Source organism: Aquibacillus halophilus, assembly GCF_009649745.1.
Lineage (GTDB): Bacteria > Bacillota > Bacilli > Bacillales > Amphibacillaceae > Aquibacillus > Aquibacillus halophilus.
The window spans coordinates 125,350-143,543 of sequence record NZ_WJNG01000003.1 but is presented as its reverse complement, the minus strand read 5'-3'; the positions used below and the strand labels follow the sequence as shown (position 1 = coordinate 143,543).

General features: G+C 37.3%; 16 protein-coding genes and 1 pseudogene. 6 read left to right on the top strand and 11 right to left on the bottom strand.

Features of this window, described 5'->3' with window-relative positions; translation table 11 throughout:
• The first annotated feature begins 793 nt into the window (after window positions 1-793).
• From GH741_RS05085 to GH741_RS05060, 6 genes are all read left to right on the top strand, one after another.
• Entirely contained in the window at window positions 794-1,546 is a 753-nt protein-coding gene (locus GH741_RS05085) for a DeoR/GlpR family DNA-binding transcription regulator (RefSeq protein WP_153735700.1), read from the top strand.
• Window positions 1,543-2,454: a 1-phosphofructokinase gene (gene pfkB / locus GH741_RS05080; RefSeq protein WP_153735699.1), complete on the top strand. Its 912-nt coding sequence runs from the start codon at window positions 1,543-1,545 to the stop codon at window positions 2,452-2,454. The genes GH741_RS05085 and pfkB overlap by 4 nt, the downstream gene beginning before the upstream one ends.
• Before the next feature lie 37 nt (window positions 2,455-2,491).
• Window positions 2,492-4,384 carry a PTS fructose transporter subunit IIABC gene (locus tag GH741_RS05075; RefSeq protein WP_153735698.1) on the top strand — a complete coding sequence of 631 codons (1,893 nt, stop codon included), beginning with the start codon at window positions 2,492-2,494 and terminating at the stop codon, window positions 4,382-4,384.
• Window positions 4,385-4,436: 52 nt separating this feature from the next.
• Window positions 4,437-4,706, top strand: a complete 270-nt coding sequence (locus GH741_RS05070) for a phosphocarrier protein HPr (protein WP_153735697.1) — start codon at window positions 4,437-4,439, stop codon at window positions 4,704-4,706.
• 3 nt (window positions 4,707-4,709) lie between these two features.
• Window positions 4,710-6,428 (top strand): phosphoenolpyruvate--protein phosphotransferase, encoded by a 1,719-nt coding sequence (gene ptsP, locus GH741_RS05065; RefSeq protein ID WP_153735696.1) that lies wholly within the window; start codon window positions 4,710-4,712, stop codon window positions 6,426-6,428.
• Window positions 6,429-6,569: 141 nt separating this feature from the next.
• Window positions 6,570-6,845, top strand: coding sequence for a hypothetical protein (locus GH741_RS05060; protein WP_153735695.1), 276 nt, complete (start codon window positions 6,570-6,572; stop codon window positions 6,843-6,845).
• 693 nt (window positions 6,846-7,538) lie between these two features.
• Here GH741_RS05060 and eno read toward each other — a convergent pair.
• From eno to GH741_RS05010, 11 genes and pseudogenes are all read right to left on the bottom strand, one after another.
• Window positions 7,539-8,825 carry a phosphopyruvate hydratase gene (gene eno, locus GH741_RS05055; protein WP_153735694.1) on the bottom strand — a complete coding sequence of 429 codons (1,287 nt, stop codon included), beginning with the start codon at window positions 8,823-8,825 and terminating at the stop codon, window positions 7,539-7,541.
• A gap of 27 nt (window positions 8,826-8,852) precedes the next feature.
• The gene (gpmI, locus tag GH741_RS05050) at window positions 8,853-10,391 is read right to left on the bottom strand and encodes a 2,3-bisphosphoglycerate-independent phosphoglycerate mutase (protein ID WP_153735693.1); all 1,539 of its coding nucleotides are present in this window, start codon (window positions 10,389-10,391) and stop codon (window positions 8,853-8,855) included.
• Window positions 10,388-11,146 (bottom strand): triose-phosphate isomerase, encoded by a 759-nt coding sequence (tpiA, locus tag GH741_RS05045; RefSeq protein WP_153735692.1) that lies wholly within the window; start codon window positions 11,144-11,146, stop codon window positions 10,388-10,390. Before tpiA ends, gpmI begins: the two co-directional genes overlap by 4 nt.
• Window positions 11,147-11,169: 23 nt before the next feature.
• Window positions 11,170-12,351 carry a phosphoglycerate kinase gene (locus GH741_RS05040; protein ID WP_153735691.1) on the bottom strand — a complete coding sequence of 394 codons (1,182 nt, stop codon included), beginning with the start codon at window positions 12,349-12,351 and terminating at the stop codon, window positions 11,170-11,172.
• A 171-nt stretch (window positions 12,352-12,522) separates the two neighbouring features.
• Entirely contained in the window at window positions 12,523-13,530 is a 1,008-nt protein-coding gene (gene gap, locus GH741_RS05035; protein ID WP_153735690.1) for a type I glyceraldehyde-3-phosphate dehydrogenase, read from the bottom strand.
• A gap of 34 nt (window positions 13,531-13,564) precedes the next feature.
• The gene (locus tag GH741_RS05030) at window positions 13,565-14,356 is read right to left on the bottom strand and encodes a sugar-binding transcriptional regulator (protein ID WP_420809387.1); all 792 of its coding nucleotides are present in this window, start codon (window positions 14,354-14,356) and stop codon (window positions 13,565-13,567) included.
• Window positions 14,342-14,539, bottom strand: a pseudogene (locus tag GH741_RS22410) (hypothetical protein); the annotation flags it as partial. The gene GH741_RS05030 and the pseudogene GH741_RS22410, both read right to left, overlap by 15 nt.
• 179 nt (window positions 14,540-14,718) lie before the next feature.
• Entirely contained in the window at window positions 14,719-14,970 is a 252-nt protein-coding gene (locus GH741_RS05025; protein ID WP_338079248.1) for a glutaredoxin family protein, read from the bottom strand.
• An 86-nt stretch (window positions 14,971-15,056) separates the two neighbouring features.
• Window positions 15,057-16,010 (bottom strand): L-lactate dehydrogenase, encoded by a 954-nt coding sequence (locus tag GH741_RS05020; RefSeq protein WP_153735688.1) that lies wholly within the window; start codon window positions 16,008-16,010, stop codon window positions 15,057-15,059.
• 173 nt (window positions 16,011-16,183) lie between these two features.
• Window positions 16,184-17,368 (bottom strand): CaiB/BaiF CoA transferase family protein, encoded by a 1,185-nt coding sequence (locus GH741_RS05015; RefSeq protein WP_153735687.1) that lies wholly within the window; start codon window positions 17,366-17,368, stop codon window positions 16,184-16,186.
• 35 nt (window positions 17,369-17,403) lie between these two features.
• The gene (locus tag GH741_RS05010; RefSeq protein ID WP_153735686.1) at window positions 17,404-18,183 is read right to left on the bottom strand and encodes an enoyl-CoA hydratase/isomerase family protein; all 780 of its coding nucleotides are present in this window, start codon (window positions 18,181-18,183) and stop codon (window positions 17,404-17,406) included.
• Window positions 18,184-18,194 lie beyond the last annotated feature (11 nt).

The window sequence follows — 18,194 nt, the reverse complement described above, 5'->3', positions numbered from 1 at the left end:
GTTTGTATTTTCGAGGAGTCGACTTCCCTCCGCTCCAATTATCCAACAGAAAAGATTAAATAGCTGTTGATTTATTGAAGCTATCAAATACAACATTATACTACGTAAGAGATACACAAAGACTTCTTAAAAATACAATCACTTTCTTCGTGAGAGTAGTGATATTTAGTGATATAAACATTCATGGAGGAAGTTCATCTCACTTGAACAGAAAGCTATTCTAAGCTGCGGATGAATACTCTTTTTCAATTTGAGTAATGTCCATGAAACATAGATTCACGGGTTTTATTCTCCGATAATCAGAACACTACCAGCGTAGTCAGAATGCGTAGACTCCTGTGGGAACAGCGCGTTCCGAAGACCCCGGAAGAAGTGCTCTTCTGCTTCTGAGGAGGCTGAGGTCGTGCCCACGGAAAGCGAAGCATTCTGACGAAGCGTTAGCATGGCATTGATTCAAAAAATGTGCAAACGGAGTAAATCCAAACAGAAGTTACGTCGCATTTTAGATCAACAGCAACAAGCTATGCGAAAGTGCAAATCTGTTTTTCTAGAATCATTCAGCCACAAATATTAGATAATATATCATACGGTGCAAAGCCTTAGAGTTATACTCTAAGGCTTTTGACTATTTTATGAACTAAATTGAATGATTTTGGTTGTTTATGATGTTTTATGATTGAAACGTGATGACTAATGCTTTATACTTCAATAATGTAATTATATGCACTCGACTATTCTAGTTATTGATGATGTTCATGTTTCATGTACTTAATTCACATGGGAGGGTTGGACCTTGCTTACAACTGAACGGTATCAAATCATATTACAGCAGCTTGATAGGAATAATACATTAAAAATACAAGAGCTTGTAGACTTAACTGCTTCGTCTGAATCAACAATTAGAAGAGATTTAAGTGAATTAGAAATACAAGGAAAACTAATACGTATTCATGGTGGCGCTACAAAAAAACAACCGATTAGCCAAGAACTTAGTTATCCAGAAAAAACAAATCAAAACATAGTAGAAAAAAAAGCAGTGGCATCTTATGCTGCTTCCCTTGTTAATAATGGTGATTGTATTTATCTAGATGCAGGAACAAGTACCTTTGAAATGATTCCTTTCTTAGCTGAAAAACAAGTGACAGTAGTGACCAATGGTCTCACACACTTAGACGCTTTATGTGATTATAAAATTAGTACGTATCTACTAGGTGGATTTGTAAAACATACAACAAGGGCCCTAGTTGGATACGGTGCCCAAACAAGCCTAAATAACTATCGATTCGATAAGTGTTTTCTTGGTGTGAACGGTATTCATCCTGTTTATGGTTTCACAACTCCAGATCCAGAAGAAGTAATGATAAAGAAAGCAGCATTACTGTTATCACAACAAGCATTTGTGCTGGCTGATTCCTCAAAGCTTAACCAGGTTTCCTTTGCTAAAATTGCTGAATTGGATGATGCCACAATTATTATTAATAAAATCGATCAGGCTTTTTTGAATTTGATTGAAAACAAAACAAGTATAAAGGTTGTGTCGTCTTGATTTATACATGTACATTAAACCCGTCAGTTGATTACATTATCCACGTCGCTCAGTTTAAGTCGGGTGGATTGAACCGTGGAGAAAAGTCATTTTATTATCCAGGCGGAAAGGGGATCAATGTATCCCGTGTGTTAACACGTCTAGATGTTAAAAATACGGCATTAGGATTTGTTGGTGGATTCACCGGTGAATTCATAAAGAGTGAGTTGATAAACGAGGGTATTCATACCGACTTTATCGAACTAACAGGAAAGACTAGGATTAATATGAAGCTTAAGTCTGATTCAGAAACTGAAATCAACGGGTCAGGTCCGGACATATCTGAAATTCAACTTCAGCAATTATTTAATAGAGTAAAAGGTCTTAGCAACGGAGATATTTTAGTAGCATCCGGTAGTATTCCTAATTCTGTCCCAGATGATATTTATTCCCAATTAGCAACGATATGCAATGAAAAAGGTATCAAAATGATAGCAGACACTTCTAGTAAAGCCTTAAAAGAAATTGTTGGTCACGACCTATTTTTAATTAAACCAAATCAACACGAACTTGAAGAGTTATTTAATACAACGATAACATCCCTTACGGATGCCTTAGATTATGGATTAAAACTAAATCAAAAAGGTGCGACTCATGTGATTGTTTCAATGGGTGGTCAAGGTGCAGTTTACACAAGCGAGGATAATCAGTTCATCGCTTCAGTTCCCACCGGTACCGTTCAGAATACTGTTGGCGCTGGTGACTCCATGGTAGCAGGGTTTTTGGCGGCATATTCAAAAAACAACGAGCCACTTGAGGCCTTCAAATACGCTGTAGCAGCTGGAAGCTCCACTGCATTTAGTGAAGACCTTTGTAAGAAGGAAGATGTAGAGGAACTGGTAAAAAAGATTGTTGTAAAAACAATGTAACTAACAATACACGTTAGAATTCATAGGAGGTTCTAGTATGAACATCACTGATTTATTAAAAAAAGATACAATCATCATCGAATTAGAATCAAAAACTAAGTCCTCTGTTATTGATGAGTTAATCAATAAACTAAATGAGGCTGGACGTCTCAATGATAAAGAAGTATTTAAAGAAGCTATCTTGGAACGTGAATCGCAAAGCACTACAGGAATTGGTGAAGGTATTGCAATCCCACATGCTAAAACAGCTGCCGTTAAAACACCGGCGATCGTATTTGGACGATCAACAAAGGGCATTGATTATGAATCTTTAGATGGTCAACCCTCACATTTATTTTTTATGATTGCCGCTTCAGAAGGAGCAAACCAAACACACCTTGAAACATTATCACGTTTGTCTTCTTTTTTAATGGATGATAAATTCCGTCAAAAACTTGAAGGAGCAACTAGTGATGATGAGATATTTAAAATAATTAATGATAAAGAGCAAGAAGATAGTGAAGAACAGCCAGAGCAAGAAGAAAAGGGTACTCAAACAATTCTCGCTGTTACTGGTTGTCCAACTGGAATTGCACATACCTATATGGCAGCAGACAAACTAAAGAATACTGCTCGCGACATGGGCATAAATATGAAAGTAGAAACTAATGGTTCAGGAGGTGTTAAAAACCGATTAACTGCAGAAGAAATTGAGAGCGCTGATGCAATTATTATTGCTGCAGACACAAAAATTGAAACAAATCGATTTAAAGGTAAACACGTTATTCAAGTACCTGTCGCAAAAGGAATTCATGAACCAAAGCAATTGATTGAAAGAGCTATGAAAAAAGATGCTCCCATATACCAAGGCGATGACTCTTCAAACAATGATTCAGCCGATCATAAAGGCAGAACTGGTTTTTACAAGCATTTAATGAATGGCGTATCCAATATGCTTCCATTCGTTGTCGGTGGTGGTATTTTAATTGCACTTTCCTTTTTATTTGGTGGAATTAATCCGACAGACCCAACAAGTGAAAACTATAATCTTTTCTCGGATATGCTTAACACTATTGGTGGAGCAAATGCATTCTATTTAATGGTTCCAGTACTTGCAGGTTTTATTGCGTCAAGTATTGCCGATCGACCTGGATTCGCACCTGGTATGGTAGCTGGTTTAATTGCAATTACTTCTGGTGTTGAAGGTGCTTCTGGAGGCTCAGGATTTTTAGGTGGGTTAATTGCTGGTTTCTTGGCGGGTTATCTTACAATTCTAGTTAAAAAAGCACTTGAAGTACTTCCAGCTGCATTTGACGGAATTAAAACAGTTTTACTCTATCCGGTATTCAGTATAGGTCTTACCGGTGTCATCATGCTTCTCATAAACCCACCTTTAACAACCATCTATACAGGACTTTCAAGCTGGTTACAGGGAATGGGAGATACAAATCTTCTTCTATTAGGGTTAATACTTGGTGGTATGATGGCTATTGATATGGGTGGTCCGATTAATAAAGCAGCCTATACATTTGGTATCGCCATGTTAGATGCAGGTAACCTGAACTTTATTGCTGCCATTATGGCGGGAGGAATGGTCCCACCACTAGCAGTTGCTTTATCTACAACAATCTTTAAAAATAAATTTACTAAAGAAGAAAAGGAAGCTGGTAAGTCAGCCTACGCCTTAGGTGCATTTTTCATAACAGAAGGAGCTATTCCGTTTGCAGCAGCAGACCCTGGACGAGTAATTCCTTCCTTAGTCATAGGTTCAGCAGTTGCTGGTACCTTAACGATGTTGTTTGATATTGGACTTAGAGCACCTCATGGTGGTATCGTAGTAGCTGGATTAGTAGAAGGAAATCCGTTACTATATTTGCTCGCAATAGTAACTGGTACCTTAGTTAGTGCATTTATATTAGGATTCTTGAAAAAGGACCTAGAAAAAGGGTAAAATTGATTTAAGAGTTATCCCAAAATTATAATTTTATATGGAGGTTTTTGATATGGCAGTAGAACAAACAGTTACAATTACTGATGCAACAGGAGTACACGCAAGACCAGCGACGGTATTAGTAAATAAGGCAGGTCAATTCTCATCAGAAATCAAGATGGAATATAACGGAAAATCTGTAAACTTGAAATCAATCATGGGCGTTATGTCACTTGGAATACCAAAAGATTCTGAAATAAAGATCGTTGCAGAAGGTGCAGATGAAGAAGAAGCTTTGCAAGCTATTATTGATGCGGTCAAACAAGAAGGATTAGGAGAATAATTAATGAGTAACATTTCCGGAATTGCAGCATCTAGTGGAATTGCCATTGCTAAGGTTTACAAATTGGCAGTTCCTGATTTATCTTTTGAAAAAAAGAAAGTTGATAGTCCAGAAGCAGAAGTTAAACGGTTGAAAGAAGCGTTAGAAGTTTCAAAACAAGAATTAGAAATAATTAAAGAAAATGCAAGAAAAAATCTTGGGGACGAGCATGCAGAGATCTTTTCTGCCCACTTATTAGTACTTAGTGATCCAGAATTGATTAAACCTATTGAAGACAAGATAAAATCTGACAATGCCAATGCTGAAGCGGCTCTTAAAGAAACAGCAGATATGTTCATCGACATGTTCAAAGCTATGGACAATGAATACATGAGAGAACGTGCTGCAGACATTCAGGACGTAACACAGCGAGTAATGGCACATTTATTAAATGTGACGTTCCCTGATCCTGCTTTAATTGATGAGGAAGTTGTTATAGTTGCAGAAGATTTAACCCCTTCTGACACAGCACAGTTAAACAAACAGTTTGTAAAAGGCTTTACTACAAACATTGGTGGACGCACATCCCACTCGGCTATTATGGCTAGGTCATTGGAAATTCCTGCTGTTGTTGGTACCAAAACGATCACAACAAGCGTAAATAAAGATGATTTGATTATAGTCGATGGAATTGATGGGGAAGTAATAATTAATCCAACTGAAGAAGAATTGAGCACTTATAAGAAAAAACAAGATGATTTTGAGAAGCAAAAGCAAGTGTGGGCCAAGCTCAAAGATGAACCCACAGTTACCGCCGATAACGAACACGTTGAACTAGTGGCTAACATTGGAACACCTGAAGATGTTGTTGGTGTGAAAAATAATGGTGGCGAAGGTGTTGGTCTATATCGAACTGAGTTCTTATATATGGGTAAAACTGAACTTCCTACAGAGGAAGAACAATTTGAAGCATATAAATCAGTTTTAGATCAAATGGGTAAAGATCAACCGGTTGTTGTTCGTACATTGGATATTGGCGGGGATAAAGAGCTAAGTTATTTGAAATTACCAGAAGAAATGAATCCTTTTCTAGGATTCCGTGCGATTCGATTATGCTTAGAACGCGATGACATTTTCCGTGTGCAATTACGTGCATTGCTTCGTGCAAGTGTCTACGGGAACTTAAAAATAATGTTTCCAATGATTGCAACCTTAGATGAGTTTCGTCAAGCTAAAGCACTACTATTAGAGGAAAAAGAGAATCTAAAGAGTGAAGGCAAAGACGTGTCAGAAACTATCGAAGTTGGAATTATGGTAGAAATACCTTCTACTGCAGTAATTGCTCGACAATTTGCTAAAGAAGTTGATTTCTTCAGCATAGGTACTAACGACTTAATCCAATACACAATGGCAGCAGATAGGATGAATGAGCGCGTTTCATATCTATACCAACCATATCATCCAGCAATATTAAACCTTGTTAGTAATGTTATAGACGCAGCTCATGCAGAAGGAAAATGGGCCGGCATGTGTGGAGAAATGGCAGGAGATTCAATTGCTATCCCAATTCTCCTTGGTTTAGGTTTAGATGAATTCAGTATGAGTGCCACATCAATTTTACCTGCACGTACTCAATTAAGAGATCTTTCAAAGAAAGAATTGTCTTCCTATAAGGAGCAGCTACTAGCAATGAGTACTGCCGAAGAAGTAGAAGCATTTATTAAAGAAAAAACAAATCAATAACATCAAGGGCTTGAGGGATTATATCCTTCAAGCCTTTTTTATGACTAATCAATTTCCATGTTTCTGTTCTCTACAAATGTATATTTAAGCGTTTTTAAAGCAAATTACTAACATGAATTCATTACTTAGGAGGACTAACAATTGAAACATAATAACATCTCAAGCTTTAAAGAGCAAAGTCAACTAGCACAAGCTCAACAGTCGATAATGCACTTGCAAAACACAATTACTCAGGCAAAAAGCCACCCAAATAAACAAGTTTTGGAACAGATAAAAAATTCATTAGAAACTGCCGAGCGGTCTCTTTCTCAGGCTGCTGTAGTGACTGACAATCAAGAAGCATTAGCTTTAGCACGTCGAAACTTAGACCAACAAAAACAAGCAATTCAAGAAGTGACCTCAGGTCAACTTGATTAGATACTACTTTTAAAAAGAATGTGATTTTGACACAAGATGTATAAACTACGATGTTACTGCTATGTTGATATCCGCTTCGGTCAGTCGCTTTCCGCGGGCAACGCTTCAACTTCCTCGGAAGAAAACCGCTTCCTGCGGGATTTTCAGCTGTTGCTTTTCCCGCAGGAGTCGACTGCCCTCCGCTCCAATCAACCAACTTATAAGTGTAGGTACAAGTACACCAAAATTTCATTGGAAGTAGACTCATGGAGATAATTCAAGTCCTGAGTATTATTAAACATCATTGGTATTTTCGCACTTGAATAGAAAGCTTTTCTAAGCTGCAGAAAACACTCCCTTTCAATTGGAGAAATGTACGTGAAACTTAGTGTTTATGGGTTTTACTATCGATAATCAGACTCTATTACTAGTGAAGGCAGAATACGTAGACTCCTGTGGGAACAGCGCGTTCCGAAGACCCCGCAAGAAGCGTACTTTGCTTCTGAGGAGGCTGAGGTCGTGCCCACGGAAAGCGAAGTATTCTGCCGAAACGGTTGTATAGCAGCTGATATAAAAAGAAGATAGAAAGCAAATTGCAAGCAAAAGTTACGTCGTAATTTTCATCAACTGTGAAGATTAAAAATTAATATAACAAAAAAAGCTGCTATTTAAGAGGTTATTCCTCTCAAATAGCAGCTTTGTTATTATAACTAATTACTTATTCAAATTGTAAAAAGCAGAAGCTCCAGCATATACGCCTGTTCCAACTAGCTCATCTTCAATACGAAGAAGCTGGTTGTATTTAGCAACACGGTCTGTACGAGATGGTGCACCTGTTTTAATTTGACCTGCGTTTGTAGCAACAGCAATATCAGCAATAGTTGCATCTTCAGTTTCACCTGAACGGTGAGAAATAACTGCAGTATAACCTGCACGCTTAGCCATTTCGATAGCTTCAAAAGTTTCAGTTAGTGTACCAATTTGGTTCACTTTTACAAGGATAGAATTACCGACGCCTTGCTCAATACCTTGTTTTAATTTCTTAGTGTTAGTAACGAATAAATCATCACCTACAAGTTGAACACGATCACCAAGTCGGTCTGTTAGAAGCTTGTGACCTTCCCAGTCATTCTCGTCTAGGCCATCTTCAATTGAAATGATTGGGTACTTGTTAACCATTTCTTCGTACCATGAAACCATTTCCTCAGAAGTGCGGACTACACCTTCACCTTTAAGGTTGTACTTACCATCTTCATAGAATTCAGAAGATGCTACATCCATTGCAAGCATAACTTCTTCTCCTGGCTTGTAACCAGCAGCTTCAATTGCTTCAATGATAGTTGATAATGCTTCCTCGTTTGATCCTAAGTTTGGAGCAAAACCACCTTCATCACCTACTGCAGTATTTAAACCTTTCGCACTTAATACTTTCTTAAGTGAGTGGAAAATTTCCGCTCCCATACGTAATGCTTCACGGAAAGATGGAGCACCAATTGGCATGATCATAAATTCTTGAATGTCTACGTTGTTATCAGCATGCTCTCCACCGTTAACAATGTTCATCATTGGTGTAGGTAAAGTTTTTGCGTTGAATCCACCAAGGTAAGTATATAGTGGTACTCCTAAATAATCTGCGGCAGCATGTGCTACAGCCATAGATACACCAAGAATTGCATTAGCACCTAGTTTGCTTTTGTTTTCTGTTCCATCAAGGTCGATTAGTAATTCATCGATGACTACCTGACGAGTAACATCTAGTCCTAATAATTCAGGCGCAATAATTTCATTCACGTTTTCAACTGCTTTAAGGACACCTTTGCCAAGATAGCGATTTTTGTCACCATCACGTAATTCAACTGCTTCGTGTTCACCAGTTGACGCACCACTTGGTACTAAAGCTGAACCGAATGCACCTGTTTCTGTAAATACTTCAACCTCTACTGTCGGATTACCACGTGAATCTAGTACTTCGCGAGCATAAACATCTGTAATATAAGGCATTTTAATATCTCTCCTTCACCATTTTACTTATTTTTTAATTAGTGTTTTTCCTGTCATTTCTTTAGGCTGCTCAACTTCCAACAAATCTAATAGTGTTGGTGACAAGTCTCCTAAAATCCCACCATCTCTTAACTCAATACCTTCTTTAGTAACAATAACTGGTACTGGGTTTGTTGTATGGGCGGTCATTGGATCACCATCTAACGAAACTACTTCATCAGAATTACCATGGTCTGCTGTTATTATAGCATGCCCACCTTTTTCAATAATCTTATCTACAATTCTCCCTAGACACTCATCAACAACCTCAATTGCTTTAATTGTTGGCTCTAGCATTCCAGAGTGACCAACCATGTCAGGGTTTGCGAAGTTTAATAAAATCGCATTTTGATTACCTTCATCTAACTCTTTTAATAGAGCGTCAGTGACTTCATATGCACTCATTTCAGGCTGTAAATCATAGGTTGCAACTTTTGGTGAGTCAATCAAAATTCTCTTTTCACCTGGAAATGCTTTTTCTCGACCACCACTCATGAAAAAGGTAACGTGTGGATACTTTTCGGTTTCAGCAATACGTAATTGATTTAAGTTATTTTGAGCTAGAACTTCACCAACAGTATTATCTAAATTAACCGGTTCATATGCAACAAATCCATCAACTGTTTCACTAAAGTTTGTTAATCCAACAAAGTGAAGATTTTTTGGGGCTTTATCGCCACGATCAAAATCGCGGAAATCTTCATTGGCAAATGTACGAGAAATTTGAATCGCACGATCTGGACGGAAGTTATAGAAAATAAGTGAATCATCATCCTCTATCGTTGCTTTAGGTTTTCCGTCTTCATCGGTAATTACTGATGGAATGACGAATTCATCAAAAATGCCATTCTCGTAAGAGTCTTCAACTATTTGAAGAGGATCCGTGTACTTAGGTCCTTCTCCATAAACCATTGCATCATATGCTTTTTTAACCCGATCCCAGCGTTTGTCTCTATCCATTGAATAGTAACGGCCTGAAATTGTTGCAAATTCACCTACACCATACTCTTTCATCGTATCAAGCCCAGCTTGAATATACTTCTTAGCTGATTTTTGTCCAACGTCTCTACCATCTAGAAATGCATGAACATAAACCTTTTCAAGATTGTATGCTGAAGCTAACTTAAGTAGTGCATAGAGATGTTCAATGTGACTATGAACTCCACCATCACTTAGTAAACCGAAAATGTGCAACGCTTTATCGTGTTCTTTAGCGTATTTCACGGCCTTTACAAGGGCTTTATTTTCATAAAAGTCCCCTTCACGAATAGATAAATTAACTCTTGTTAAACTCTGATAAACAATTCTACCAGCGCCAATGTTCAAATGTCCGACTTCAGAGTTCCCCATCTGTCCTTCAGGTAAGCCAACCGCTTCCCCACTAGCTTCTAGTTGATTATGTGGAAATTGGTTCCAGTAACGGTCAAAATTAGGAGTATTTGCTTGCTTAACTGCATTTCCAATTACCTCATCACGGATAGCATAGCCATCCAAGATGATAAGTGCAGCTAGTTTATCCTGACTCATTTTGCACCAGCCTCCACCAATTTTAAGAAAGAATCAGCTTCAAGACTAGCACCACCAACTAATGCACCATCAATATCAGATTGAGAAAGTAACTCATCAATATTTGCAGGTTTTACACTTCCGCCATATTGAATGCGTACAGCTTCAGCTGCATCAGGTGAGACAAATCCGTTCACAACACCACGAATATGTGTACAAACTTCATTTGCTTGTTCAGATGAAGCAGTTTTTCCAGTTCCAATAGCCCAGATAGGCTCATAAGCAATAATTGTATCATGTACTTGCTGTTCGCTTAAACCTTCTAGCGCTTTCTTTACTTGGTATTCTACGATAGACATTGTTTCATTACTTTCGCGCTGTTCCAATGTCTCACCAACACAAATGATCGGTGTTAAGGCATGATTGAAAGCTGCGTGAACTTTTTTATTAACTGTTTCATCTGTTTCATTAAAGTATTCTCGACGCTCAGAATGACCGATAACAACATAAGTAACACCAATATCTTTTAGCATTACTGGACTTACTTCACCAGTAAAAGCACCATTATCCTCAAAATGCATATTTTGAGCGGCAATTTGAACATCTGTTCCTTTTGCTTTTTCAACTAGTGCAGATAGATACGGGAACGGAGCACAAACAACAGATTCAACCTTGTCACCACTAGGAACGCTGTTTTTTGTTTCAACAATAAATCGTTCTGCCTCTGCAAGGTCCTTATTCATTTTCCAATTACCTGCTATTACTTTTTTACGCATGTAAACACCTCTCCTTTTTTACTTTATTTATCACTAAGCACATTAACACCAGGGAGAATCTTACCTTCCATAAACTCTAAAGAAGCTCCACCACCAGTAGAAATGTGATCCATTTTATCCGCATAATTGAACTTTTCAACAGCAGCTGCAGAATCTCCACCGCCAATTACAGTGTACCCCTCTGTTTCAGCAAGTGCGGCTGCAACAGCTTTTGTCCCATTTGAAAAAGCCTCTATTTCAAAAACTCCCATTGGTCCATTCCAAATCACAAGTTTAGAATCTTTTACAATCCCCTTAAATTTTTCACGGGTTTTTGGTCCAATATCTAGTGCTTCCCAATCCGCAGGGATACTATCAATCGCTACTTCTTTGATGTTAGCATCATTTGAAAAGTCATCTGCAACAACAGCGTCAACTGGTAAAACCAGATTCACGCCTTTATCTTTAGCTTTTTGCATAAATTCTTTTGCTAGCTCAATTTTATCCTCTTCAAGTAGGGATTTACCTATTTCATGACCTTGTGCTTTGATAAAAGTATAGGCAAGTCCACCACCAATTATTAGATTGTCTACTTTATCTAATAGGTGATCGATTACTCCAATTTTGTCTTTTACCTTCGCACCACCGATAATTGCAGTAAATGGACGATCTGGATTGGATAAAGCTTTACCTAAAACACTTAGTTCTTTCTCTAACAATAAGCCCGCAGCAGATGGTAAATGTTCTGCTATACCAGCTGTTGAAGCGTGAGCTCTATGAGCTGCACCAAACGCATCATTTACATAGAAATCAGCCATTTTTGCAAATTCTTTTGCTAATTCCGGATCATTTTTTGTTTCACCTGGATGGAAACGAACGTTTTCTATTAGCAAAACATCCCCGTCGGCCAATCCAGCTAGTGCTTGATTAACTTCATCTCCATAAACCTCATCGGTTTTCGTAACTGTTTTCCCTAATAAATCACTAAGACGTTTAGCTACAGCGTCTAATCGTAATTCTTCAACTACCTGACCATCAGGACGACCTAAGTGACTAGACAAAATAATCCGAGCACCTTGCTCAACTAAATACTGGATGGTTGGTAATGCTGCACGAATTCTTGTCTCATCCGTCACCTCACCATTTTTCATTGGAACGTTAAAATCGACTCTACAAAAAACTTTTTTACCGGCTACATCTATATCACGTAATGTTTTTTTGTTCATAATCGAAACCCTCCTGTCTATTATCTCTTATCTGTTTATTTCACCTATGTACTTCCTTTTAAACAGAAAATTACACATTTAATCAATTAATAATTATAAAAATGGAAGGAGGAATGATCCCCCTCCCATTTTAAGTTTCCTTAATTTACTATTTTTTATTCAAACTTTAAATTAAAGGCCTTTTTCTTTAAGAAATACAGCTAAATCTACACAACGTGCAGAATAACCCATTTCGTTATCATACCAAGATACTACTTTAACCATATTTCCTTCCATAACCATTGTGGAAAGGGCATCAATAGTAGAAGAATTTGGGTTACCAACATAGTCAGCAGATACTAATGGCTCTTCACTATATCCAAGAATACCTTTCAATTTACCTTCAGATGCTTCTTTAAATGCAGCATTGACCTCTTCTGCTGTTACATCTTTATCAAGCTCAGCAACTAAGTCAACTAATGAGCCGTCTGGAGTAGGTACACGCATTGCCATACCATTCAATTTACCGTCAAGTTCAGGTAAAACTAATGATACTGCTTTTGCAGCTCCAGTAGATGTTGGAATAATATTCTCAGCTGCCGCACGTGCACGACGGTAGTCCTTGTGCGGTAGATCAAGAATTGATTGGTCGTTTGTATAAGAGTGAATGGTTGTCATCATACCACGCTTAAGACCAAACGTATCGTTAAGTACTTTAGCAAACGGTGCAAGACAGTTTGTAGTACAAGATGCATTCGAAATTACGTGGTGGCTTCCAGCGTCATACTTATCTTCATTAACACCCATAACAATTGTAAGATCTTCATCATTTGCAGGAGCAGAAATAACTACTTTTTTCGCACCAGCATCTAAGTGTTTCTTCGCATCTGCACGGTTTGTAAAGCGACCAGTAGATTCAATAACAACTTCTACACCAAGATCACCCCAACCAAGATTTGCAGGATCACGCTCAGATAAAACTTTAATTTCTTTACCAGCTACAACAATATTTGAACCATTTACAGTAACTTCTGCATCAAGTTTTCCGTGTACAGAATCATATTTTAGTAAATGAGCAAGCATGTTAGCATCAGTTAAATCATTAACCGCTACCACTTCTACCTCATTATTATTTAAAGCTTGACGAAATACGTTACGACCAATACGGCCAAATCCATTAATACCTACTTTTACAGTCATTATTATTTCCTCCTTGGTTTTTAAAAATATATATTTAAAGGGATAATTCCCTTAAAAACTCTTTCGCAGCACCTTCATCAGTTATTAATACATTGCTTTTTCCTTGCTTAAAGTAAGATGAGATTGCTTTAGCTTTCGACTTACCGCCCGCAATAGCGATGACACAATTAGATTGAAATAAATCCTCTAATTGAATTCCTACTGTACGAACTTTATGAACCACTTCACCTGCATTGTTAAAGTAATATCCAAATGCTTCGCTTACTGCATTACCAGTTCGCAATTTATTTAATACTAAATCAGATGCTTTTCTTCGTTCAGCCATTGCAAGTGCATCACCAATTCCGTGAATAACAACCTCTGCATCTCGAATTAATTCAAGAATTTCTTTTACAGATGGTTCACCAATAATGGATTGGTATGATTCTTCACTCAATGGGTCAGGGACATATAGCAATCGATATTCTCCGTGAGCTTTTTTAGCCATTTCTGCACAGATGGTATTTGCTTGATTTTCTACCCTTTCACCAAGACCACCTCTAGCAGGAACAAACATACAATTTTTTGCACCAATGGAAGGTGTCATCATTTCAGCAACTGAAGCCATGGATGTTCCACCGGTTACCGCAATAGTTTGATTGGATTTTAAGATTGATTGAAGGAATTGAACACAGGCCTTACCCATCTCTTGTTTTACCCAATCTTGTTCATCACTATTGCCTGGAATAACGATTACATGGTCCAATAGTAATTTATCCTTTATATGCTGTTCTAAAACACTAAATCCAGAAACTTCATTGATAAATTCACTTAATTGCTCTAACACAGTTTTTCCTGACTTAGTTAAATGCATTCCTTTAGCAGTAATATCTATAAAGGAATACTTGTTTAAAAAGTCTATTTCACTTCTAACTAATCTTTCCGGCATTTCGATGTTATCGGCTAGGCCTCTTCGACCAATAGGACCCATCAATTGTATGTAGTGCATAATTTTGTACCTGCGTTGCATGACTTCGAGCAAATCAGGGAATAACTTCTTTTGTAAGTCTATAAGTGCCTTCATAATTTACTCCTTTTATTTCTCTGTGGTGGGTAGTATGCGTCCCAAGTAGTCAAATTATGTCCCACTGTTGGTAAAAAAAATCCACTTGCACTTTCAATTGTAACAGATGGCTGTTTTTACCACAACTATTTTTTTTGATATCTATTGACGAAATCTTGTCGAAGGAAGTCATAATTTATTTGACCATAATCAACATCTTGTCCATCAATAGACACGACAGGAATCATTAACTGGTATTGTTCTAATAATTGATCATTAGTATAAATATCTATTTCATCAAATTCGAAGTTAAACTCATCCTTTAATAAATAAAGCAATTGTTTCGCTTCATCACATAGTGGACAATTTTGTTTCGTATAAAAAGTCACAGTTTTCACGAAAGCACCTCCCCTGAGTCTTTGAATTCATACTACTAAAAAACTTCTCTAATATAATAGCATTGAGAAGTTTAAAAGTAATATTTTTAGCTTAATGCTTTTTCTGTCATTTCTTTTAGAATAGAGGCTGATTTTTCCAATTTTTGTTGTTCGGATTCATTAAGTTGTAATTCTAAAATTTGACGAACTCCATTCTCATTTACTACTGCAGGCACACCCAAAAATACATCATTAATACCATATTCACCTTCAAGGAGTGTCGAGATAGTAACAATCGAATTTTCGTTGTGTAATATTGCCTTCGTCAAGCGTACCAATCCCATACCAATCCCATAATAGGTGGCACCCTTACGTTCAATAATATGGTAAGCTGCATCACGAACATTTATAAAAATATCTTGCATTTCTTTGTCATTTTCAACATCATCAATCTTAGCGTAACGACTTAATGGTACTCCACCAATTTGAACGTGACTCCAGATTGGTAACTCTGAGTCACCGTGTTCACCCATAATATAGGCGTGAACGTTTCGGGAATCAACTTGAAAATGTTCACTTAATAAATAACGAAATCTTGCAGTATCCAAAATCGTACCTGATCCAATTACACGTTCTTTAGGTAATCCCGATACTTGCAATGTAACGTGACTCAACACGTCAACAGGATTAGTAGCCACTAAAAATAACCCATTAAATCCAGTATTCATAATACTAGTAACAATCGATTTAAATATTTTTGCATTTTTACTAACCAAGTCTAAGCGTGTTTCTCCTGGAGCTTGATTAGCCCCTGCAGTAATAACAACTAAGTCTGCATCACTGCATTCATCATATCCACCGGCTCTAATTTTCATCGGTGACCCAAAAGGCATCCCATGATTTAAGTCTCTCGCCTCACCTTCAGCCTTGTCACGATTTAAATCTACCAGTACTAACTCATTGACTACCCCTTGATTCAATAGAGAATACGCATAACTTGACCCAACAAAACCAGTGCCGATTATTACTACCTTTCGCGATTTAGACAAACTAAGTGTCATCCACATCACCCTCCTAAGACTTCATACTTTACAGAATAAAATATAAATAATGTTACTTACTACTATATCCTATTAAGGCATCAACAAACAAAGGGAATTTTCAGAAAACATAAATGAAATAAAAAAACTCCTAGGAGAAATTTTATTTATCTCCAGAGAGCTCTTTCACTACACTATATAACTCCTTTTGTTAATAATCTACTGTAGTCTAAGTTTAAACCTAATTCTTTCAACACTTCTTCTGTGTGTTCACCAAGCGTTGGTGCTGGTCGACTAATCTCTCCTGGAGTCTTGGAATACTTAGCAGGAAACCCTAGTGTCTTTACTTTTCCAGCTTTCGGGTGATCATATTCTATAATCATATCCCTCTCGTTTATATGAGGATCATTTAAAGTCTGATCGTAGCTATATATTGGTCCAGATGGAATATTAGCTTTTTCGAGTAGGTCTAACCAGTAAGTTGAAGACTGGTTCACAAGTATCTTTTCAATTTCCTCTTCTAGTATGCTTATATTAGCAATTCTATCATCGTTCGTACAAAACCTTGAGTCAGTAATCCATTCTTCTTTCTCTACTACTTCTGAACAAAATTTCATCCATAGTTTTTGATTTGCAGCTCCAACCAATATGTAACCATCTTTCGTTTTAAAACCTTGGTAAGGTGTTGCTAATCGATGAGCAGTACCATTTGGAGTTGGAACTTCTCCTTTACCAAAATAAGATGCTGCTTCCCACACTGTCCAAGCTAATCCTGAATCAACTAGGGAGAGATCAATGTATTGGCCAGATCCACCAGTTAACCGATGAATATATGCAGTTAAAATCGACTGCACGGCTGTATTACCAGCAGCGATGTCATGTAAAGCAATTCCAGTTTTTACTGGCCTACCACCTTTGTCACCTGTAAAGCTCATTATTCCTGATAACCCTTGGGCCATGATATCGTAACCACCCTTATCTTTATAGGGGCCTGTTTGACCATAACCGGAAATTGAACAATAGATTAATTCCTTATTTAACTTTGCTAAAGTGTCATAATCAATACCTAATTTAGCTGCAACTCCTGGACGGAAGTTTTCTATAAATACATCAGCATGCCGGACTAAATTATATAAGATTTCTTTACCCTCTTCTTCTTTTAAATTCAGACGAATACTGCGTTTATTACGATTCACCATCATGTACACGTAACTTTCCTCATTAATAAAAGGCCCTAGGGCTCTAGTGTCATCACCATTTGGGTATTTTTCTATTTTAATTACATCTGCACCCATATCGGCTAAACACATAGTACAATAGGGTCCAGCGAGCACCTGAGTCAAATCTAATACTCTCATTCCAGCCAGTGCTTTTTTCATTAGCTATTCCCCTTTTTTGGTTAGGATATTAATTATCATTTAAAGTTAGGTGCCCTTTTACTTAAAAATGCTTGAATTCCTTCTTTATAGTCATCTGACTCAAATGAATCAAGTATTAATTGTTCAAGCTCCTCTGTCTCCTCATTTTCCCCATCTAGTACAGCTTGAATTACTGTTTTAGTTCCACTAATTGCAACTGTGGAAGAGGTTACTAATCTTCTAGCCAAATTATAGGTGTTTTCCTCTAATTCCCTTTTAAGATAAACTTCATGAACTAATCCCATCGTTAATGCTTGTTCAGAGTTGATAAATTTTCCCGTATAAAGTAAATCCTTTGTTTTAGGAGCTCCGATTGTATCTATTAATCTTTTAGTGCTCGCTAGATTGTATACAATTCCAAGCTTTGATGGGGTAATACCGAAAATTCCATCATCTGCTGATAGTCGATAATCACAGGCCAATGCCAATTCAACGCCACCCCCGATTGCGTGGCCCTGTATCATTGCAATCGTAGGCTTGTTTAACCGGTATAGTTTATCAATTGCTCCCAGTGCTGAATCATTATATTTTTTTGCCTTTTCTTTTGTAGACCTAGATTCAATAAACTCAGATATGTCTGCTCCAGCAGCAAAAACAGAATCATTTACACTACGAATAACCACAGCTTTTATTGATTCATCTCTTTCGATAGTAGATAACAAATCTAACAAAAGTTGGTACATTGATAATGACATTGCATTTTTCTTTTCAGGTTTATTTAGAAACAATGTAGCTATTTTATTATCTATCTTTAAAATTATATCTTCTTTACTCAATAGTCTCTGAC